The organism is Spirillospora sp. NPDC000708, from assembly GCF_040299565.1.
Taxonomy (GTDB): domain Bacteria; phylum Actinomycetota; class Actinomycetes; order Streptosporangiales; family Streptosporangiaceae; genus Spirillospora.
Genome location: NZ_JBEPCJ010000001.1, coordinates 181,669 through 201,551, shown reverse-complemented (window position 1 = coordinate 201,551; position 19,883 = coordinate 181,669). Strand labels below are relative to the sequence as shown.

19 protein-coding genes and 1 pseudogene are annotated in these 19,883 nt (G+C 73.5%); 9 read left to right on the top strand and 11 right to left on the bottom strand.

Annotated features, from left to right (window positions below):
* Positions 1-204: 204 nt before the first annotated feature.
* Positions 205-321, top strand: a pseudogene (locus ABT299_RS01005) (hypothetical protein); the annotation flags it as partial.
* A 139-nt stretch (positions 322-460) separates the two neighbouring features.
* Positions 461-634 (top strand): response regulator transcription factor, encoded by a 174-nt coding sequence (locus ABT299_RS01000; RefSeq protein ID WP_500249412.1) that lies wholly within the window; start codon positions 461-463, stop codon positions 632-634.
* Positions 635-680: 46 nt separating this feature from the next.
* Here the strand turns inward: ABT299_RS01000 and ABT299_RS00995 are convergent, their stop codons facing one another.
* Together ABT299_RS00995 and map are read right to left on the bottom strand one after the other, a co-directional pair.
* Positions 681-1,250 carry an NUDIX hydrolase gene (locus ABT299_RS00995; protein ID WP_500249330.1) on the bottom strand — a complete coding sequence of 190 codons (570 nt, stop codon included), beginning with the start codon at positions 1,248-1,250 and terminating at the stop codon, positions 681-683.
* A gap of 106 nt (positions 1,251-1,356) precedes the next feature.
* A complete protein-coding gene (gene map / locus ABT299_RS00990; protein ID WP_190851709.1) occupies positions 1,357-2,142 on the bottom strand; it encodes a type I methionyl aminopeptidase in 786 nt (261 codons plus the stop codon).
* Between the two features lie 87 nt (positions 2,143-2,229).
* Here map and ABT299_RS00985 point away from each other — a divergent pair, with 87 nt between their 5' ends.
* Positions 2,230-2,499, top strand: coding sequence for a helix-turn-helix domain-containing protein (locus tag ABT299_RS00985; RefSeq protein ID WP_190851711.1), 270 nt, complete (start codon positions 2,230-2,232; stop codon positions 2,497-2,499).
* Between the two features lie 28 nt (positions 2,500-2,527).
* Here the strand turns inward: ABT299_RS00985 and ABT299_RS00980 are convergent, their stop codons facing one another.
* The 4 genes from ABT299_RS00980 to ABT299_RS00965 form a co-directional block, all read right to left on the bottom strand.
* Positions 2,528-3,286 (bottom strand): alpha/beta fold hydrolase, encoded by a 759-nt coding sequence (locus ABT299_RS00980; protein WP_500249329.1) that lies wholly within the window; start codon positions 3,284-3,286, stop codon positions 2,528-2,530.
* 3 nt (positions 3,287-3,289) lie between these two features.
* Positions 3,290-4,228, bottom strand: coding sequence for a sigma-70 family RNA polymerase sigma factor (locus ABT299_RS00975; RefSeq protein ID WP_500249328.1), 939 nt, complete (start codon positions 4,226-4,228; stop codon positions 3,290-3,292).
* A gap of 60 nt (positions 4,229-4,288) precedes the next feature.
* Positions 4,289-6,490: a bifunctional glycosyltransferase/CDP-glycerol:glycerophosphate glycerophosphotransferase gene (locus tag ABT299_RS00970; protein WP_500249327.1), complete on the bottom strand. Its 2,202-nt coding sequence runs from the start codon at positions 6,488-6,490 to the stop codon at positions 4,289-4,291.
* 234 nt (positions 6,491-6,724) lie between these two features.
* Positions 6,725-7,009, bottom strand: coding sequence for a MerR family transcriptional regulator (locus ABT299_RS00965; protein WP_500199503.1), 285 nt, complete (start codon positions 7,007-7,009; stop codon positions 6,725-6,727).
* Between the two features lie 772 nt (positions 7,010-7,781).
* Here ABT299_RS00965 and ABT299_RS00960 point away from each other — a divergent pair.
* On the top strand, positions 7,782-8,237 hold the full coding sequence (locus tag ABT299_RS00960; protein WP_500249326.1) for an STAS domain-containing protein: 456 nt from the start codon (positions 7,782-7,784) through the stop codon (positions 8,235-8,237).
* A 4-nt stretch (positions 8,238-8,241) separates the two neighbouring features.
* Here ABT299_RS00960 and ABT299_RS00955 read toward each other — a convergent pair whose 3' ends face one another.
* Together ABT299_RS00955 and ABT299_RS00950 are read right to left on the bottom strand one after the other, a co-directional pair.
* Positions 8,242-10,581: an FtsX-like permease family protein gene (locus ABT299_RS00955; RefSeq protein WP_500249325.1), complete on the bottom strand. Its 2,340-nt coding sequence runs from the start codon at positions 10,579-10,581 to the stop codon at positions 8,242-8,244.
* On the bottom strand, positions 10,575-11,342 hold the full coding sequence (locus ABT299_RS00950; RefSeq protein WP_500249324.1) for an ABC transporter ATP-binding protein: 768 nt from the start codon (positions 11,340-11,342) through the stop codon (positions 10,575-10,577). Before ABT299_RS00950 ends, ABT299_RS00955 begins: the two co-directional genes overlap by 7 nt.
* 134 nt (positions 11,343-11,476) lie before the next feature.
* Between ABT299_RS00950 and ABT299_RS00945 the strand changes: the two genes are divergently transcribed.
* Both ABT299_RS00945 and ABT299_RS00940 read left to right on the top strand, forming a co-directional pair.
* On the top strand, positions 11,477-12,784 hold the full coding sequence (locus ABT299_RS00945; protein WP_500249323.1) for a sensor histidine kinase: 1,308 nt from the start codon (positions 11,477-11,479) through the stop codon (positions 12,782-12,784).
* On the top strand, positions 12,733-13,392 hold the full coding sequence (locus tag ABT299_RS00940; RefSeq protein WP_190851732.1) for a response regulator: 660 nt from the start codon (positions 12,733-12,735) through the stop codon (positions 13,390-13,392). The genes ABT299_RS00945 and ABT299_RS00940 overlap by 52 nt, the downstream gene beginning before the upstream one ends.
* 21 nt (positions 13,393-13,413) lie before the next feature.
* Here the strand turns inward: ABT299_RS00940 and ABT299_RS00935 are convergent, their stop codons facing one another.
* Positions 13,414-13,902, bottom strand: coding sequence for a protein kinase domain-containing protein (locus ABT299_RS00935; RefSeq protein WP_500249322.1), 489 nt, complete (start codon positions 13,900-13,902; stop codon positions 13,414-13,416).
* Between the two features lie 35 nt (positions 13,903-13,937).
* Here ABT299_RS00935 and ABT299_RS00930 point away from each other — a divergent pair, with 35 nt between their 5' ends.
* Positions 13,938-15,353, top strand: a complete 1,416-nt coding sequence (locus tag ABT299_RS00930; RefSeq protein ID WP_500249321.1) for an MFS transporter — start codon at positions 13,938-13,940, stop codon at positions 15,351-15,353.
* A 587-nt stretch (positions 15,354-15,940) separates the two neighbouring features.
* Positions 15,941-17,626: a hypothetical protein gene (locus ABT299_RS00925; protein ID WP_500249320.1), complete on the top strand. Its 1,686-nt coding sequence runs from the start codon at positions 15,941-15,943 to the stop codon at positions 17,624-17,626.
* Positions 17,627-17,675: 49 nt separating this feature from the next.
* Here ABT299_RS00925 and ABT299_RS00920 read toward each other — a convergent pair whose 3' ends face one another.
* Complete coding sequence (locus tag ABT299_RS00920; protein WP_500249319.1) at positions 17,676-18,332, bottom strand: MFS transporter; 657 nt, start codon at positions 18,330-18,332, stop codon at positions 17,676-17,678.
* A 304-nt stretch (positions 18,333-18,636) separates the two neighbouring features.
* Positions 18,637-19,098, bottom strand: a complete 462-nt coding sequence (locus tag ABT299_RS00915; RefSeq protein WP_500249318.1) for a nuclear transport factor 2 family protein — start codon at positions 19,096-19,098, stop codon at positions 18,637-18,639.
* Positions 19,099-19,184: 86 nt separating this feature from the next.
* Between ABT299_RS00915 and ABT299_RS00910 the strand changes: the two genes are divergently transcribed.
* A complete protein-coding gene (locus ABT299_RS00910; protein WP_387020140.1) occupies positions 19,185-19,754 on the top strand; it encodes a TetR/AcrR family transcriptional regulator in 570 nt (189 codons plus the stop codon).
* Positions 19,755-19,883 lie beyond the last annotated feature (129 nt).

Genomic DNA, 19,883 nt, shown 5'->3' with positions numbered 1-19,883 from the left:
CATGCTGTCGAAGATCAATATTGCTATGGCGCTATGCCTCCCGAGGCATCGGGCCCTCGGCCGGGCGGCTTCCTTCGGGCCAGCGCGGGAGGAAGCAGCCGGTAAGGAAGGCGGTGTGGGACGCGCGGTAGAGCGTGGGCCACCTCGGTGCGCGTGCGGCTGCTGCGGGACCGGGAGGACACCGTGGTCGCCGACATCGTGCTGATGGACGTCCGCATGCCGATCAAGGACGGCGTCACGGCCACCGCGGAGATCACCGCCCGGGGCCTGCCGGCCCGCGTGCTGGTCCTGACCCCTTCGAGCTGGACGAGTACGTCTTCCCCGCCCGTGCGCGCCGGGGCCAGCGGATTCCTGCTCAAGCGCAGCCCGCCGGAGACCCTGTCCGGCGGGGCCTCGACCGCCTCACCGCGCGCGAGCACGAGGTGCTGCTCCACCTGGCCCGCGGGCGTCCGACGCGGAGATCGCCGGACGGATCCACGCCGCCGAGGCCACCGTCACGACCCACGTCAAGCGGATCCTCGCCAAGCTCGGCCTGCGCGACCGGATCCAAGCGGTCGTCTTCGCCTACGACCACGGCCTCGTCCGTCCGGCCGGCGGCGAGCGAGAAGGCCGGGCCGCTCCCGGATCCGAGTGACCGGACGCGCCATGGCGCGGTGCACCGGGCGCTCGCCGAGCCCCGGCTACGGGTGGTGCCAGGGGAGCTGCGTGGGCTCGCCGCCGCCGGGGCCGGCGAGCAGCGCGGTGAGCAGGGCCGCCAGCCGCAGCGGGTAGACGGGTTCGGGCGCGTTCTCCAGTTCGGCGATCGGCCACCAGCGGTACTCGCTGATGCTGCGGCGCTCCACGTCGGTGAACCCGGTGGTGTCGATGTCGGTCGCGGCCGTCCGGTACAGGAAGTAGTCGTCGCGGAACATGCCGCGCACCCATCCGGGGAAGTCGGCGTACCCGGACGAGAAGGCGACGGTGGGGCCCAGGTCGCCGGGCGCGGCCACCAGGCCGGTCTCCTCGAGGAGTTCGCGGGCGGCGGCCTCAGCGAGGGTCTCGCCTTCGTCGACGCCGCCGCCGGGGGTGATCCAGCAGTGGCCCGCCTTGGGCCTGCGGTGCACGCGCGGGAACCGCCTGCGGTGCACGCGCGGGAACCGGAAGAGCAGCACGCGTTCGGCGTCGTCCACGAGCAGCACGCGCGCGGTGCGCCGCCGGTACCGGCCGGCGTCGTCCTCGCCGGTGCCGTCGGCGGCCGTCGATGATCGCATACCCGCCATCTTCCCCCATGGCGGGCGGGGGGACGCCTGCATCGGCTTGCGCGCTCGTCCTCGCCCGGTGTCGATCACGACGGCCCTTCGCGGCCGCCCGGCGGGATCAGCCGCCCGGGTTCTCCGATTCGCGCCGGGTGAGCACGAGGGGAGCGTCCTCGGTGATGGCGACCGTGTGCTCGGAGTGGGCGGTGCGCGAGCCGTCGGCCGACCGGATGGTCCAGCCGTCGGGGTCGTAGACGATCCGGTCGGTCGTCCGCGCGAGCCAGGGTTCGAGTGCGAGGGTCAGCCCCGGCCGGAGCGTCATGCCGCGGCCCGCCCGGCCCTTGTTGGAGACGTGGGGCTCCTCGTGCATGGTGCGGCCGATGCCGTGGCCGCCGAACTCGGTGTTCACCGGGTAGCCGTAGTCGCTGGCCACCTTCCAGATGGCGGCGGAGATGTCGCCCAGGCGGTTGCCCGGACGCGCCATCTCGATCGCCGCCTCCAGCGCCTCCTCGGTGGCGCGGACGATCCGCAGGTCCTCCTCGGCGGGGGTGCCGACGATGACGGTGCGCGCGGAGTCGGCCACCCAGCCGTCGATGCCGACGGCGATGTCCGCGCTGAGCACGTCCCCGTCGCGCAGCGTGTAGTCGTGGGGGAGGCCGTGCAGGACGGCGTCGTTGACCGACAGGCAGATGACGTTGCGGAACGGGCCGCGGCCGAAGGACGGCGCGTAGTCCCAGTAGCACGACTCGGCGCCGCGCCGCTTGATCATGCCGCGCGCGTGCTGCTCCAGGTCCAGCAGGTTCACGCCCACGTCGGCGACGCGGCCGATCTCGGAGAGCACCTCGGCGACGAAGCGCCCGGCCACGTGCATCCGTTCGATCTCCGCCGGCGTCTTCAGTTCGATCACGAGTACCTCACGTCCCAGGGTGCTGGTATTACTATACCGAAACCTTAGCACTTGCCGGTATAGTAATACCAACCCTATCCTGGGGGCATGGTCCGCCAACCGCTCACACCGGAGCAGATCGAAGCCGGCAGGCGCCTCGGCGCCCTGCTGCGCCACGCGCGAGGGGGACGCGACCTCGCGGAGGTCGCGGACGCGGCCGGCATCTCGCCGGAGACCCTGCGCAAGATCGAGACCGGACGGCTGCCGTCCCCCGGATTCGGCACGATCGTCCGCCTCGGCGAGGCGCTCGGCGTGCCGATCGAGGAGCTGGCGGCCACCTGGCGCGGCAGCGACCTGCCGCTGGAAGCCGTCTCCTAGCCGCCGCCGCGCCGGGCCGCCACGTCATCTACGCCGTCGGGTCGTGGCCCGCGCGGGAGATGGGCATGTAGGTCGGCGCGGGGTCGGTGGTCAGGAAGGTCCGGACCATGGCGCGCACCGTTTCGGGGTGCTCCATCAGCAGCAGGTGGCTGGCGTTCGGCAGGACGGCCAGCTCGGCTGCGGGCAGCGCCCGGTAGAGCGCGATCGTGTGGTCGAGGGTGACGAGGTCGTCGTCGCCCGCCAGGACCAGCGTGCGGGCCTTCACCGCGCGCAGGTCGGACGGGTCGGGGGCCGGTTCGGTCGCGGCCGCGTCCGCGATCTTCCGGACGACGACGGGGAAGTGGTCGCGGCCGTCCGGGGACACCTCGGCGTAGGCGTCGACGACCGGCGGCGGCATCGGCCCGTCCGCCGACGGTCTGAAGACCATCCCGTCGAGGTCGTAGGCCGTGCTGATCAGGACGAGGCGTTCGACCAGGTCGGGACGGAGCATCGCGGTCCGCAGCGCCACGCTGCCGCCGGCGCTGTAGCCCACCAGGCGGGCGGGGCCGCCGACCACCCGGTCCAGGAACGCGATCGTGTCGCGCGCCATGATCTCGATGGTGATCGGGCCGGGCGCGTCGGGCGTGCGGCCGTGGCCGCGCCGGTCGGGCAGGTAGAGGTGGAAGGCGTCGGCGAGGCCGTCGAGGTTGCCGGTGAAGCAGCGGCCGTCGGTCATCCCGCCGTGCAGCAGGACCACGGGGGCGCCCGTGCCGCACTCGGCATGCCACATGTGAACGGTGTCGGTCATGCACTACATACGGGACGGCGGCTCCGGAGTCATCGGCAGCCCGAACACCGGGAACAGCGAGGCGTCGAGATAGGTGGTCATGGCGGCGATCAGCCCGTCCCGGACGTCGATGACGACCAGGCCGAACGCCCGCCCGTCCCGGTACTGCGCGAAGGCGGCCGACCCGTTGGCCGCCGTGCGGACCAGCCGGTCGCTGGCGCACGCTCCGCCCGCGCCGAGCAGGGCCGTGCGGATCGCGTCCCGGCCGCCGAGCCACCAGGCGAACGGCGGCATCGACATGGTGGCGTCCCGGTGGAGCAGCGCCACCAGGCCGTCGACGTCGTAGGAGGTGAACGCCGTGACGTACCGGTCGAGCAGCTCCTCGTCGATCTCGTCGCCCGCGGCCGGCGGGCGCCGTGCGGACAAGGCCGCCCGCGCGCGTTGCAGGGCGCTGTTGACCGCCGCGGTACTGCTGCCGAGCAGCGCGGCCGTCTCCTCGGCCGACCAGCTCAGCACCTCGCGCAGGATGAGGACCGCCCGCTGGCGCGGCGGCAGGGACTGCAGGGCGGCGACGAACGCCAGCCTGACCGCGTCGCGCTGGACGGCGAGCTCGGCCGGGTCGCCGCCGGACGGCAGCACGAGCCGGTCGGGCACCGGCCGCACGAACGCGCCGGGGTCCAGCGGCGCGCCGAGAGCGCTCCCGGCCTGCGCGGCCGGACCGAGATCCATCGCGAGCGCGCGCCGCTGGACGGCGCGGGCCATGTCGAGGCAGACGTTGGTGGCGATCCGGTACAGCCAGGTGCGCAGGGCGGCCCGGCCCTCGTCGAACCGGCCGGCGTTCTTCCAGGCGCGCACGAAGGTCTCCTGGACGGCGTCCTCGGCCTCGGCCGCGCAGGCGAGCATCCGATAGCAGTGGGCGGTCAGCTCCACCCGGTGCGCTTCCAGCCGATCCTCGAACCCCATCCGGCCACATTAAGGCCCGCTCCCAAGGCGGTCAGACGGCGGCGACGCGGGCGGCGGGGGTCACGTCCCACTGAGGAAGACCCTCTCCACGGCGCGCTCCGCCGCGCGGCCGTCGTCCCAGGGGCAGAACCGGGCGCGGAAGGCGTCGCGGGCCTTGGCCGCCGTGTCGCTCCACGGCGCGCCGGTCCGGAACGCCTCGATCATCTCGTCCTCGGTGCGGGCGAGGACGCCGGGCGGCGCTGCGGTGATGTCGAGGTTGACGCCCCTGGTGAGCCGGTAGGTCTCCCAGTCGTTGGCGAGGACGACGATCGGCCGGTCCTCCAGGACGGCGTAGTCGAACATGATCGAGGAATAGTCGGTCAGCAGCACGTCGGACGCGATGCAGAGGTCCTCGACCGACGGGTGGCCGGAGACGTCCATGACCCGGTCGTCGCCCCCGCCGTCGTCCGCCGCCGGATAGTAGTAGTGCGGGCGGAGGAGCAGGACGTACTCGTCGCCGAGCTCGCGCGCGAACCGGTCGATGTCGAACATGGGCCGGTAGCCGTCGCGGTACTCCCGGTGCGTCGGGGCGTACAGGACCGCCTTCTTGCCCTCGGGGACGCCGAGCCGGGCGCGCAGGCGGGCCCGCTCGTCCGGGGTCGCCGTGGCGAGCCGGTCGTTGCGCGGATAGCCGATCTCCAGCAGCTCGTAGCGGCAGGGGAACCCGCGCTGCCAGGCCTCGCTGGACAGCGGGTTGGACGACAGCAGGAAGTCCCAGCGGTCCGCGCGGGCGATCTGGGCCTTGAAGTCGAGGCCCTTGGCGCCGACGGGGAACGCCATCTGGTCCAGCCCCATCTTCTTCAGCGGGGTGCCGTGCTGCGTCATCACGTGCACCTGCCCGGGACGCTTGATGACCGCGTTCGGGAACGTGACGTTGTTGACGAGGTACTTCGCCCGGGCCAGCACCCTCAGATACCGCAGCGTGCCGGGCGCCACGGTGTCCACGCCGTCCGGCACGGGCCCTGCGGCTCCGGGCTTCACCACCCAGACGCCGTGCAGGTGCGGTGCCATCTCCGCGGCCTTCCCGTAGATGGCGGCCGGGTTGCAGGCGACGCCGCGGTACCAGTACGCGGCGTACACCACCAGGTTCTCGTCGATGGGCATGCGCAGTTGCACGCGGTAGTAGAGGCGGCCGAGCAGCCGCCTGCCCGTGCGCCTGCCGCGCCGCGCGAACCGCACGGCCGTCCGCGGCAGCGCGCCGCCGCGCCGCCGCGCCTTGGCCAGCGTGACGGCCAGCCGGTACGGCGCGTAGGCGCCCCTGTCGATCAGCCGGTACTTCACGGCCTTCAGCCGCCCGCCGGAAACGCGCCGCCCGGACGGCCGGCGCCGCCGGGAGAACTCGGTGATCCGGCCGAAGAACTCGCGGCGGTCGGGCGGGGAGATCCGGTCCTCCCGCTCCAGGATCATCAGCGCGTGGCCGATCACCCGGTCGAACATCAGGCCGCGGAACGGCTCGGTGCCGGGATGAGCGTCCATGAACGCGAAGATCCGCTCGTACTGGTCGAAGGCGTCGAAGTGGCGGCGGCTCGCGCTGCTCGTGATGCCGCCGGAGCGGCGCTGCCGGTAGACGTAGCAGACCCGGTCCAGCAGGCTCAGCCGCTCGGCCGCCATCAGCAGCGGGAACGTGACGTTGAGGTCCTCGTAGTAGCCGGGGCTGAAGCGGAGCCCGAGGCCGAGCAGGTACTCGCGGCGGATCACCTTGTTCCAGGCCGCCATCATGATCCGCAGGACGTCCGGCCGGTCCGCGCACCGGAAGGAGTCCGGCGCGGGCGGGTCCCGGAAGTGGCGGCCGCCGGAGTTCGGCACGCGGGTGCCGTCCCACAGCTCGCGCTCGTGGTCGACGAGCAGCACGTCGGGCCGGGTCTTCGCCAGCCGGTCCAGGACCGCGCGGACCGCGCCCTCGGTCGCGTGGTCGTCGCTGTCGAAGAACCAGACGTACTCGCCCGCCGCCATGTCGAGCCCGATGTTGCGGGCCTGCCCGAGCCCGCCGTTGCGGTCCAGGTGGCGGACGCGGAGCCGGGGGTCGGCCGCGGCCATCTCGTCCAGGATCGCGCCGCAGTTGTCGGGCGAGCGGTCGTCCACCGCGATGACCTCGATTCCGGCGGCGGCCGGGTCGAGGATCGATTCGAGGCACTGGCGGACATACCCCTCGACCCCGTAGACGGGCACGATGACGCTGAGGACGGGGGAGTCGGAGCGGGGCGTGGTCTCGGGTGGGGGCATCGCCGGTCCCTGGTGACGACGGTCGTCCGGTCGGCTCTCCGGCCGGACGCGACCGGCCGGCGGGCCGTCGGCACGCGCGGCGTCCTCTGCGTTCACAGCCTGGATATGCGCTGCTCAGCCGGGTGCAAACGTGTTCCGTCGACCGTTCACAGCTACCTACTATAGCGATAGTAGATAGTCCCGCACCCGCCTGGCGTCAGACGCCGTCACCTCAGGCCGCCGGCACCGGCCGGATCATCCGGGGGGCTGGGGAGGGTTCTGCGAGTCGCGGTCCCGCATGAGCCGGGCGTTGATGCGCTGGGCTTCGGCGAGCTGGTCTTCGAGGACGATGATGCGGCAGGCGGCCTCGAGCGCAGTCCCCTCGTCGACCAGGTCGCGGGCGCGCTGCGCCAGCCGCAGTTGGTAGCGGGAGTAGCGGCGGTGGCCGCCGGACGAGCGCTGCGGGACGAACAGCCGGGCGTTGTCGAGGCTGCGCAGGAACGCGGGGGTGACGCCCAGCATCTCGGCGGCGCGGCCCATGCTGTAGGCGGGGTAGTCCTCGTCGTCGAACTTGTCCTCGAGGCCGGCGGGGTCGTCCTGCCCGGGGATCTCGGGGTGGTGCCGGTCGTGCCGGTCGCCGGCCTCGGCCGGCTGGGATGCCTTCATGAACCTTCCGTACTGCCCTTGGTCGGCAGCGACGACAAACGGGGGCCCCGGCGCCAGAGTGCGGCGCCGGGGCCCGAAGGTACAACACCATCTACCGGCTCTGAAGAGCCGGTCTTCCGCGTGTGCCACTCTGATGACCGTGGGACCGCGGGGATCGCGGATGCGTGACCGTAGACCACCTTCCAATCCGTGGAACTGCGGTACCCGCGCGGCGTGACTGGAGCCTGCAGCGGGCGATCCCGATGGCGTCGAACCCTCCTTTCCTCGACATCACTACCTGTACTGCGTTTCTCGGTACTGCGTGTTTCCTTGCGTACTGCTTTTTCTTGCGTTGTGTCGCTCCCGGCGGCCCGTTGGCCGCCGGTCCGGCCGGCTGCCGGAGCCCCTTGCACTGCGTTGGCCCCGGCACGCCTGGCCGGTGTCATCCATACCGTCCGGCAGTTCGTTCTCTGCCGCTTCTCATGGACTCGTCTCTCTTCGATGACAGGAACACTACCCGCCGCTCTCTCGAAAATCTACCTCGTTCACTACAGAGTTTCGTAGATCACACCTTGGGCTTCTCTGTGCCGGCCACGTGTGCTCCGGTCGGGAGCGGGTAAACGGCCAGGCAGCACGCGCTTCGCAGGGAACCCGGGGAGTGACGGCCGTGGGTTTGATCGTGGAGAGCCGGTTCCCGCCGGCGGACGGCGGCCTGGCGGTCGTGACCCTGGCCGGCGAGCTGGACGTCGCCTCCGCGGCCGAGCTGCGCGGTCACCTGGCCGCGCTGATCGGCGACGGCGCCGGCCACCTCATCCTGGACTTCGCCCGGGTCGAATTCGTCGACTCCAACGGCCTCGGCGTGCTGGCCGGCGTTCACCGCCTCCTGCGGCCCCCGCCGCGGCCGGAGACGGACGAGCACGGCGCCGATGGGGGCGTGCTCGCCGTCGCGGCGGTGAACCAGCGCGTCCGCCAGGTCCTGCGGACCAGCGGCTTCACCCGGATCATCCCGATCTACCCCTCGGTCGAGACGGCGATCGTGGTCCACCAGGCAGGGCCGCACCACCGGCCCGCACCGCACCGCTGCCCCGCACAGCGGGACCGGCCTTCACAGCGGGACCGATGAGCGGTCAGGCCGCCAGGCTCACGCCGGCCAGCACGATGCCCGCGGCGCCCGCCGCCGTCAGCGCCCCGGCCGCCACCAGCAGCGCGTACTCCTGGCAGACGAACGCGAACGCCTGCCGCCGGGTCGTCCCGATCCTGCGGAGCAGGGCCAGCTCGCCGCGCCGGCCCGAGATCGCCGTTGCGGCCGTGGTGACGGCGCCGATCGCGCCGTAGGCGGCGGCGATGCCGATCATCACCAGCAGGCCGACGCGGGTCTGGTCCGCCTGCCGGTCGGTGACGCCGCCGGCCCAGCGGGCGGCGGGCACGGCCGTGGCCTCGGCGCCGGCCCGGTGGTCAGGACCCAGCGCGGCCTTCACGGCGGTGAGGGCGGTGGAGCCGCCGCGCACGTAGACGCGGGTGGGCCCGGCGCTGCCGCCGGCACGGTGCGGTCCCAGGACGAGTCGCGGGCCGCCGGGTTCGGCGTCGAACACGGCGGTGATCCGCAGGGCCGCCGGGGTGCCGTCGGCGAGCCACAGGCGGACGGTCTGCCCGACCCGCTTGTGCCAGGAGCGGTCGAGCGCCACGGTCGCGTCGTTCAAGCCGTCCAGCGAGCCCTGGCGAACGCGCAGCCCGAGCACCGCAGGGGAGTCGACGGCGATGGCGGGGAACGGGACCGGCGCGGGTGCTTCCAGGTGGAACGGGGTCAGGGCGGGTTCGCGGGCGAGCACGCTGGTGTCGGTGACGGCGGTCGCCGCCGCGCCCGGTACGGCGCGGACGCGGGCGACCAGCGACGCCGGCAGCCCGGCGGCCCCGGAGGGCAGGACGACCAGGTCGGCGGGCGCGGCCTGGCGATGCAGGCCGCGGTCCTCGGCCGCCTGGACGGTGCCCGTCGTGCCGAGGACGGCCAGCCCGAGGCCCAGCGTGATCATCACGGGGGCGACCGTGGCGGCGGCCTGGCGGGAGCCGGCGGCCACCCGTTCGCGGGCCAGCAGGCCGCCGGGCCCGGCACCGCGGGTGAGCGGCCAGGTGAGCGCCCTGATCAGCGGTGGGAGGAGGACGGGGGCCAGCAGCACCGCGCCACCGACGATCAGCAGCGCCAGCTCGACGTCGGTCTTGGGGTCCAGGACGGCGTCCGGCGCCGCCGTCACCACCGCGAGCAGCAGCACCGCGCCGAAGCCGAGCGCGGCCAGTCCCAGCAGCCGCCGGGGCAGCCCCGATCCGCGGGGTTCGGCGTCCGCCGCGCGCAGGGCCTCGGCCGGGCGGATGGTCGCGGCCCGGACGGAGGCGGCGACCACGGCCAGCACCGCCACCGCGACACCGGCGGCGAACGCGAGCGTCAGCGGCACCGCGCACGCGGTGGTGCGCGGGACGGTGAACCAGGACGGGGCCATGGCGTGCCGGGCGAGCCACCGGGCGAGCAGCGGCCCGCCGCCCAGGCCGAGCACGCATCCGGCGGCCGATCCCGCGACCCCGATCAGCACCGCCTCGACGCCGACCGACCGGACGACCTGGAGCGGTGTCGCGCCGAGGGTGCGCAGCAGCGCCAGCTCGCGCCGGCGGCGCGCGACCGACAGTCCGAAGGCGCCGGCGGTGACGTACAGCGAGACCGAGGCCGAGAGCAGTGCGGCGATGCCGAGGAAGGAGGTCAGCGAGGCCAGGTCGGCGCGGTCGCGGAGCGCGCCGGGATCGGCGAGGGCCCGGTCGCGGCCGGTCAGGAGCCGCACGCCGGGGAGGCCGGCGGCTCGCCGGGCGGCGGCATGGCCGGCGGGCACCAGCGCGTCGACCGGGGGCGACAGCCGGGCCGCCTCGGCGTCGGAGAAGAAGACGGCGTGCTCGACCTCGGCCGTGCCGGCGGGAGCCCGCGCGGTCCCCACGACGGTGTAGAAACCGTCCCGGTCGGCGGCGTGCACGAGGACCCGCTGCCCCGGCCGCCCGCCGGCGGTCGTGACGATCTCGCCGGGACGCGCGGGGGCGCGGCCGGAGGCCAGGGTGTAGGGGGCGAAGGCGGCCGAGGACCAGCCGTGGCCGACCTGGTCGGACGGGCCGCCGGGCAGCCGGGCGGGGAACGTGCGGTCCAGCGCCGCGCCGGGGAAGGCGGCGAGGACCGCGGCGGGCAGGGCGGGCTGCTCGGCGAACGGGACGGCAGTCGGCGTCCCGTAGCGGTCCCGGAGCCGCAGGTTCGGGTCGGCCTGGACGACGGCGGGGGCGGCGGCGAACCGCCGCGGCAGCCGGTGCGGGTCGTCGGAGGCGGCCCCCAGCACCAGCGCCATCGTGGCGATCACCGCGACGCCGAGGGTGAGCGCGGCCAGCGGCCCGGCGAGGGACGTCCAGCGGGCGCGCAGGCCCGCGGCGGCGACGCTCAGCATGCCGTCGCCTCCCCGGCCGCCGCACCCGCCGCGCCCGCCGCCTCCTCCAGTCGGGCCAGGCGCCCGGCGACGGTCACCGCGTCGGGATCGTCCAGCGTGCCGGCGATACGGCCGTCGGCCAGGAACACGACGCGGTCGGCGTGCGCGGCGGCGACCGGGTCGTGGCTGACCATGACGATCGTCTGGCCGTGCTCGGCGACCAGCGTCCGCAGGACGCCGAGCACGGTGCGCGACGCCGCGCTGTCCAGGGCTCCGGTCGGCTCGTCGGCGAACAGCACGCGCGGCGCGGTGACGAGGGCGCGGGCGATCGCGACGCGCTGCTGCTGGCCGCCCGACAGCTCGGCGGGCCGGTGCCGCGCCCGGTCGCCGAGGCCGACGGCGTCCAGCGCGGCCCGCACGGCGCGCCGGTCGGGGCGGTGCCCGGCGAGCCGCAGCGGCAGCCCGACGTTCTGCTCGGCGGTCAGCGCGGGCAGCAGGTTGTACGACTGGAAGACGAACCCGATCGTCTCGCGCCGCAGCCTCGTCAGCGCGGACTCGCGCAGCCGCGACAGGTCCCTGCCGTCCAGCGAGACCGCGCCCGCCGTCGGCCGCTCCAGCCCGGCGGCGCATTGCAGCAGCGTCGACTTGCCCGACCCCGACGCGCCCATGACGGCGGTGAACGACCCTTCCGCCAAGCCCAGCGTGACCCCGTCCAGGGCGGTGACGGCGCCGGGGCCCGTCCCATAGGTCTTGCTCACCGCGGTGAGCCGAACGATGTCCATGGCTCCAGGCAACCGGTGCGGCGGTGCCCGGGTCGATCAGCCGTGCCACCGTGTTCGGGGTATGCCTGTCCTTACCCCCGGCCCTCACCCCAGCCGGATGGGCGGCTCCCGAAAACCGCCTCTATTCTGGCGCGATGGAGGCGATCACGGCACTGCGGCGGCGGGGTCTCCTGGCGTCGGCCCGGCCGTGGCGGAGCCTGGCGTACCTGGTGACCAGCTCGGTTCCCGGTGCGCTCGTGCTGACGGTGGTCGTGGCCGTGCTCCTCGTCGGCGGGACGCTGGCCTCGGTGGCCGTCGGGCTGCCGATGCTGGCGGCGCTGGCGTTCGCGGGCGTGCCCGTCGCCGCGTTCGAGCGGTGGCGGCTGCGCCTGGTGGACTCCGGGCCGATCGCCGACCCGCACCGCCCTCCGGACCGTCCGGGCGTGGGCGGCTGGCTGGCCACCCGGGTGCGGGAGGCCGCGACCTGGCGGGAACTGGGCTTCGCGGCCCTGCTGGCCACCGTGCTGTGGCCGCTCGACCTGGCCGTGGCCGCCGTCGGAGTCGCGCTGCCCGTCGCGCTGCTCACCGCCTGGATGCCTGTGCTGTCGGGCGGCCGCCGGGGGCTGTGGCCGGGCGTGGCGATCCACACCCCCGTCCAGGCGCTGGCGGCACTGCCCGCGGGCATCGCGCTGCTGATGGCCGGCGCCTACCTGCTCACCGGGGCGGCGGCCGCGCGGGCGGCGCTGACCCGGCGCATGCTCGCGCCGCGTCCGGACGAGGCCGCGCGGCTGCTGGCGGAGGTGGCCGGGTCCCGCGCCCGGCTCGTCAACGCCTTCGAGGCCGAGCGCCGCCGCATCGAGCGCGACCTGCACGACGGTGCGCAGCAGCGGCTGGTCGCGGTCGCCACCAGCCTCGGGCTGGCGCTGCTCGACCTGCCGCCCGGGCCCGCCGCCGACCACGTCGCGCACGCCCACGGGCAGGCCCGGCTGGCGCTCACCGAGCTGCGCGAGCTGATCCACGGCATCCATCCGCAGGTCCTCACCCAGCACGGGCTGGCCGCCGCGGTGCAGGACGCCGCGGACCGCTCCCCGGTACCGGTGGACCTCGACCTGGACCTCGACCTGGACCTCGCCGGCCGGCTGCCCGCACCGGTGGAGGCCACCGGGTACTTCGTCGTCTGCGAGGCGCTGGCCAACATCGTCCGGCACAGCGAGGCGGGCCGCGCCTGGATCACCGGCGGCCGGCGCGGCGACACCCTGCTCCTGGAGATCGGCGATGACGGCGTCGGCGGCGCCGACCCGGCCGCCGGCACCGGGCTCACCGGCCTGTCGGACCGCCTCGCGGTCGTCGGCGGCACCCTCACCCTGTCCAGCCCGCCCGGGGGCCCGACCCTGCTGACCGTGGAGCTGCCATGCTGCGAGACCGCCACCTCCGCGTCGTCCTCGCCGAGGACGGCGCCCTGATGCGTGACGGCCTGGTCGCCGTGCTCACCCGGTTCGGGCACCAGGTCGTCGAGGCGGTCGCGGACGCGCCCGCGCTGACCGCCGCGGTCGAGGCGCACGAGCCCGACATCGTCGTCACCGACGTGCGCATGCCGCCGACCCAGACCGACGACGGCCTGCGCGCCGCGATCGCCCTGCGCGAGCGCGACCCGGGTCTGCCCGTGCTGGTCCTCAGCCAGTACATCGAGGCGGCGTCGGCCGGTGAACTGCTCGACTCCACCGACGCCCGCGCGGTCGGCTACCTGCTGAAGGACCGCGTCATCGACGTCACCGACTTCGCCGGTGCCGTGCGGCAGGTCGCCGAGGGCGGCACCGTCATCGACCCGGAGGTGGTCCGCCACCTGCTGGGCCGCCGCCGCGACCCGCTGCGGCGCCTCACCCCGCGCGAACGCGAGGTGCTGGCCCTCATGGCCCAAGGCCACTCCAACGCGGCCATCGCCCAGTCGCTCACGGTGTCGCCCGCCGCCGTCGGCAAGCACATCAACAGCCTCCTGGCCAAGCTCGACCTCCCGCCCGACGCCGACGTGCACCGCCGCGTCCTGGCCGTCCTCACCTACCTGCGCTCCTGACCCGGCGAACGCCCGCCCGGCCTAGGCGGTCGGCGAGGAGCACCGGCGCGCCGCGCCGAGTGCCGCCGAAAGGGGAGCCATCCGGGAGACGCCGCCACGCCTGCTTCCTGCCGGGCGCGGCACTGTGGTCAGGAGCGCTTCGATGACGGGACGCAGTGCATGAGCGCGAGCCCGGTGAAGGACCGCACCGTAGACGGCCACGGCATCGGGGCGGGTGAAAGGCGGACGGCCTTCAACGAGCGTGTAGAAGGTGGCTCCGAGAGCCCACAGGTCGGCGGCTTCGGTGGCGCGCTCGCCGTTGATGCGCTCGGGTGCGATGTAGGCGGGCGAGCCGACCAGGCAGCCGGTTCCGGTGAGGGTGGTGTCATCGAAATGTCCCTGGGCTTCCCTACAGTCGCCGCATGGGACGCGACGTGCCGGTGTGCAGCCGATCAGCGGCTTTCGGTGAGTTCGGGGACGGCACAGGCATATGGCCGCGTACGTGCGGCCCGACGTCGCCGCATCGGCCAAAGGCAATTGCTGTAGAGAAGCAGATCTAGACGGCAATGGTCACGGGCCTTTCCGCCGAGTCCCCACCTGCGCTGTCGCCGCGCGAGCGGACCGTCGTGCTGCTGACCTGCTGCTTGAGCGTGGTCGTGGCGGGGCTGGACACGACGATCGCCAATGTGGCGCTGCCTTCGATCCAGAAGGCGCTGCACGCTCCGGTCAGCGGCCTGCAATGGGTGGTCGACGCCTACACGCTGGTCATCGCGTGCCTTCTGATGTTCTCGGGTTCGCTGGCCGACCGGTTCGGCCGGCGCCGGGTGTTCCAGGTCGGGCTGGGGTGCTTCTCGCTCGGGTCCCTGCTGTGCGGCCTCGCGCCCTCGCTCGGGTCCCTGGTCGCCTTCCGCGCGCTCCAGGCGGTGGGCGGCTCGATGCTGAACCCGGTCGCGATGTCGATCATCGCCACCACCTTCACCGACCCGAAGGAGCGCGCCCGCGCCGTGGGCGCCTGGGGAGCGGTGGCCGGCCTGGGCGGGGCGAGCGGGCCCGTGCTCGGGGGCCTGCTGGTCAGCGGTCTCGGATGGCGGTCCATCTTCTGGGTCAACGTGCCGATCGGCGCCCTGGCCATCTACCTGACCCAGCGGTTCGTCCCCGAGTCCAAGGCGGCGCGCGGCAAGCGGTTCGACCCTCTCGGCCAGTTGCTCGTCGTCACCTTCCTCGGCCCGGTCACGGCCGCCGTCATCGAGGGACCCCGGCACGGCTGGAGTTCGCCGTTCATCATCGGACTGTTCGTCCTGGCCGCCGTCTCGGTGTTCGCGCTGGTCGTCACCGAGTCCCGGCGCGCGGGGCCGCTGGTGGACGTCCGGCTCTTCCGCAGCCCGGCGTTCTCGGGCGCGGCGATCATCGCGCTGGTCGCCTTCATGGCCCTGGGCGGCTTCCTGTTCCTCAACACCCTCTATCTGCAGGACGTCCGCGGCTACAGCGCGCTGCACGCGGGCCTGCTCACCATCCCGATGGCCGCCGCGCTGGCGGCATGCGCGATGATCTCGGGCCGCATCGTGGCCGCCCGGGGTCCCCGGCCGGCGCTCGTGCTGGCCGGGCTGCTGCTGACGGCGGGAGCGTGCCTGCTTCTCGGCGCCGGGCGCGAGACGGGGGCCTGGTACCTCGTGCTCGCCTATCTGCTCTTCGGTGCCGGCTTCGGCCTGGTCGGCACCCCGATCACCAACACCGCCCTGTCCGGGATGCCGCGCGACCAGGCCGGGGTCGCCGGAGCGATCGCCTCGACCTGCCGCCAGACCGGCGCCGCGATCGGCGTGGCGGTGTGCGGCTCGATCGTCGCGGTCGGGTCCGCCGGGTTCCTCGCGTCGAGCCGCACCGCCTCGGCCGTTCTGGTCGGCTGCGGCGTCACGACCGTGCTGCTCGGCTTCGTCTCGACCGGACGCTGGGCCCGAGCCCGAGCCTCAATGACCCGCTATTGAGGGCGACCGGTCCGCACCCATCGGGCTGATCCGGATTGAACGACCGGCTGCGGCGTCCACTGAGCGTCACGGCAATCCCGAGTTCTCGCCGCTGGTCGTTTTGGTGTGAGTGGCGGAATATGGGCGGTATTCGGCCTGCGATCACGTCCGGGATTCGGATCTCACTCGTGTCCGTTCCCGGTCACGTTGTCTCGTCGGGCGGGCGCGGGACGGGCGGATCCGTAACGTTCAAGTGTGGCCGACCGGCACGGCGTGAGACCGGGGCAGGGTGATCCGAGCGGCGGGCCTCCCCGCTTGAAAGCGCCCGTGACCTGCGAATTGTCAGATCCGACGTGGCGCGGCGCTCCTCCTTGGTCGAGTGGGCGCCACAACGGCGCCGGGAACCGAGAGGAAGCCACGATGAGCGCTGGTTTCACCGAGGCGCTTGTTCTGTCGGTCGTGTCCGGTCTCCTGGTGGAGCTGGGACACGACCTCTTCTTGCGATTGGTCAGGCGGGCGCCGCGACCGGGCCTCGTCCGGCGGCCGGGTGCCGCGGGGCCGGCGTCCGCGGGGCGGCGGTGCGACGAGCCGGAGCGGGGGCGGGTTTCATGAGCGTGCGGAATTCCGGGGACGGGCGGCTCGACCGGGAGCGCGAGTCGCTGCTCCTGTCGGTCATCCTCGAGGGCCGGGACGCGGGGGGCATCACCGCGCCCGAAGCCGTCATCGAGCTGCTCCAGGGGCACCGTCCCGACCTGGAGCGGATCTGCTGGACCCGGTTGCGGCGGCATCCCGGTGTCGTCGAGGACGCGATGCAGGACATCGCGCTGGCGCTGCTGGACGCCCTGCGGCAGAAACGCGACAAGCGGCAGTCGATCGACGACTTCGGCAAGTACGCGCGGACCACGGCCATCAACACGTGCATGCGCTACACCACGTCGGCCCGCCAGGCCCCCGTCGCGCTGGACGATGTCGATACCGCCGATCCGTCGGGCTTCGACGACCTGTTCCGGCGGGTATGGAACGGCCGTGCCCTGGCCCTGATCGACGAGGCCGTCGATCAGCTGACGCCGCGGACCCGGGAGATCGTCCGGGACCTGGTGCTGCGCGAGCTCGCCGGAGTGCCCGCCAAGGCCGGCGGGACCGCGGCCTCCGTCTACAAGGCCCGCAGCAGGGGACTCCGCCACGTGATCGCCGCGCTCCGGGTGAGGCTCCGCGGCGAACTCGACCCCGGCACCGCCTGCGACGCGCTGCGCGAGCTGCTCGACGCGGCGGAGGACAGGCGGACCGAGAACGGGCAGTTGTCCGCGACCTCCCTGGAGGAGATCGCCAGACATCTCCATACCTGTTCGCGCTGCAAGGACCAGGAAGACAGACGCATCTTCGCCGCCCTCCGCGCGCTGCCGTTCCTGCTTTCGCCGAGAGCCGCCGAACGGCTGGACGCACGGATCCGGCTGGTCTCGGCCCGGACGTTCGCATCGGCCGCGAGCACTCACCGGCAGCCACGGCCGCGCACGCGGCGCCGGCCTTCCCGGGCCCGTCCGTCCCGCCGCCCCGTCCCCAGGCCGAGGACGCCGCGCCCTCGCCGCAGGGACCGCGGGCTGACCACCCTGTTCGTCCTGCTGGTACTGGTCGGTGCGGGCCTCGCGCTGGGCCGCTGGTCGCCCGCCGTCCGGGAGGCGTTGCCGCGCCTGCCCGCCCTGCCCGGCGCCTCGCCCGCCACCGAGCACGAGCGGCCTCTTCCCCAGAGCGGGCGTCCGCAGGCGGGGAGAACGCCCACCCCGAAGCACGAGACGACCAAGGCCGGGCCGAGCCGGCGGCCGCGGACGGGAGACGGGCAGAAGGGCGACGACCGACCGCCCAAGGATCCGAACGGCAACGACGGCCAGGACCCGAACAATGGCCAGAACCCGAACGACGACCAGAATCCCAACAACGAGCAGGACCCCCACAACGGTCAGGATCCGAACGGCGGCCAAGGACAGGACGGTGGGGACGGCCCGCCCGCGCCGCGCACCCTGACCATCAACCTCGACGCCGGGGGCGGCGGGGACGCGACCCGCTACCTCGACATCACCGTCGCCGGGACCCCGGCGGGCACCTGCGACGCGCCGGCCACCTGCACCTTCCCGGTGCACGACGGCGACGAGGTCACCTACGTCCACACCCCGGAGCCCCACGAGAACCCGGCCGGCGACTGGACGACCGGCCGCTGCCCGGGATCCGCCGCCACCGTTCCGTGCACCTTCACCATCGACGGGGACGTCACCCTCAACCTCCAACTGCCCTGGTCATAGCCTCGACCGCCGAAGAACGGCCCCCGCCTCCACCGGCGGGGGCCGCAGCTCAAGGGCGGGGTCCAGGCGGCGGGTAGGGCGGCGGCATATAAGGCGTGCCATAGGGGGCCGGACGGACGGGCCGGCGAGTCACGAGCAGCACGATTCCGGCGACGGTGCTGGCCGCCAGCGCGGCGAGCAGGAGCGGTTCCGCGGCCAGGAACGTCCAGCGCCAGCTGAGCGCGTCCGCCATCGCCTGATCGACGAAGGGGCCGCTGAGCAGCGCGAGGAACCCGGCGGCCGCCATCACCGCGGCGACCGGCCACCGCCGGTCGCGGAGGCGCCCCACCAGCATGGCGGTCGCTCCTACCGTCGCGCCCGCGCCGACCCCGCCCAGCGAACGCCCCGCGGCCAGCATTCCGGTGGCGTTGGCGAAAGCGACCAGCAGCGCGCCGAGGATCATGATGCCGATCGCGGGGGCGGTCACGGCCGTCGGATAGCGGCGTCCGAGCAGAGCTCCCACCGGAAGGGCCAGGACGGCCGCGACCAGGTAGGTGACGATGACCGCCGAAGAGAAATCCGCCTGGCTCAAGGCCAGGGCCGGAGCCATCGGGGAGACCAATCCGGTTTTCGTGCCGGGGGCGCTGAAGCGATGCGTCCCATACGCCGCGGTGACCAGGAACAGGCCGACGATCGTGGCCAGTCCCGGGCCGATCAGCGTCCACAAGGGGCGATCTCCGGCCGGCGGTGTGTCGCTTCGCGTCGGTTGCTCATACTGCATCTGGACCGGCCCTCAGCACGAAGATGTCAACGATGAATACCCGTTCGCGCCGACCCGTGCCAGCGCACAGGGCAGCCGTCATGGACGGCGCGTCACCGATTATCCATACGTTTACGCCATCCGTCATTAGCGCTGAGCGCACAGATCATCGGCCTAACGAGCATTTTCGCAAGGCAGAGCCATCGAGCCCGGTACGCCGGACGCATCGGCCACCGGTGGAGACAGGTCAGCGGCCGACACGTCCAGGGCGCTACTGCAGCGGGATGTCGATTCCGTATTCGCTCTTGGGACGGGGGCCGTGAATGCGCCTGCCGGCTTCGGTGATGGCGACGTCGTTGATGCTCGCCTCGCGGCGCCGCATGAGGCCGTGGTCGTCGAACTCCCAGAGTTCGTTGCCGTAGCTGCGCCACCACCGGCCTTCCGCGTCGTGCCACTCGTACTGGAACCGGACGGCCATCCGGTTCTCGCGGAATCCCCAGAGGCTCTTGCGCAGCGCGTAGTCCAGTTCGCGCTCCCATTTGCGGGTCAGGAACGCGATGATCTCGTCGCGGCCGCTGATGAAGGCGTCCCGGTTCCGCCACACCGAGTCCGGCGTGTAGGCCGACGCGACGCGTTCGGGATCGCGGGTGTTCCACGCGTCTTCAGCCGCCTGGACCTTCTGCAGGGCCGTCTCCCGCGTGAAGGGCGGGTAGGGCGGACGATCTTCCGGCATGGCTGCCCCCTTGGTTGAGAACGAGCGTTCTCTATCGATGGGCGCTACGCTAGAGAACCATCGTTCTCAATGTCAAGGAGGCGCGGGTGCCCGCCCCGATCACCGCCGAGCAGACGCGGTCGGACCGTGAAGCCCTGCTCGACGCGGCGGAGAGGCTCTTCTACGAGCGGGGGATCCAGGCGGTCGGGATGGACGACGTCCGCGCCGCCTCCGGCCTGCCGCTCAAGCGGATCTACCGGATCTTCGCCGCCAAGGAGGACCTCGTCGTCGCGATGCTCAGGCGGCGCGACCAGCGGTGGAGGGGAAGCCTGGCCGCCCACGTGGAAGGGGTCCCCGATCCGCGCGAGCGGGTCCTCGCGGTCTTCGACTGGCTCGCCGAGTGGTTCGCCGAGCCGGGCTTCCGTGGCTGCGCCTGGATCAACGCCCACGGCGAGCTCGGCCCCTCGTCCCCGGCGGTGCTCGCCGAGGTCCGGACGCACAAGCGGGCCTTCCATGACCAGATCGCCGCATGGGTCCGCGCCGCCGGATCGCCGGCCGTCGAACCGGTCTTCCTGCTCGCCGAAGGGGCCATCGTGACCGCCGGCATCACCGGCGATCCCGCCCCCGCCCGCCACGCGCGCACGGCCGCCGCGACGCTGCTCGGCGCACCTTCATGAACCCTGAGCACCGAACCCCCGAAGCCGTCGCCGCAGAGACGTGGGGGGGGGGGCGCGGGGGGGCCGGGGCCCCCCCGGGGCCCCCCGGGGGGGGGGGGCAGGGGCGGCCCCAGCGGGGCGACGGGGGGC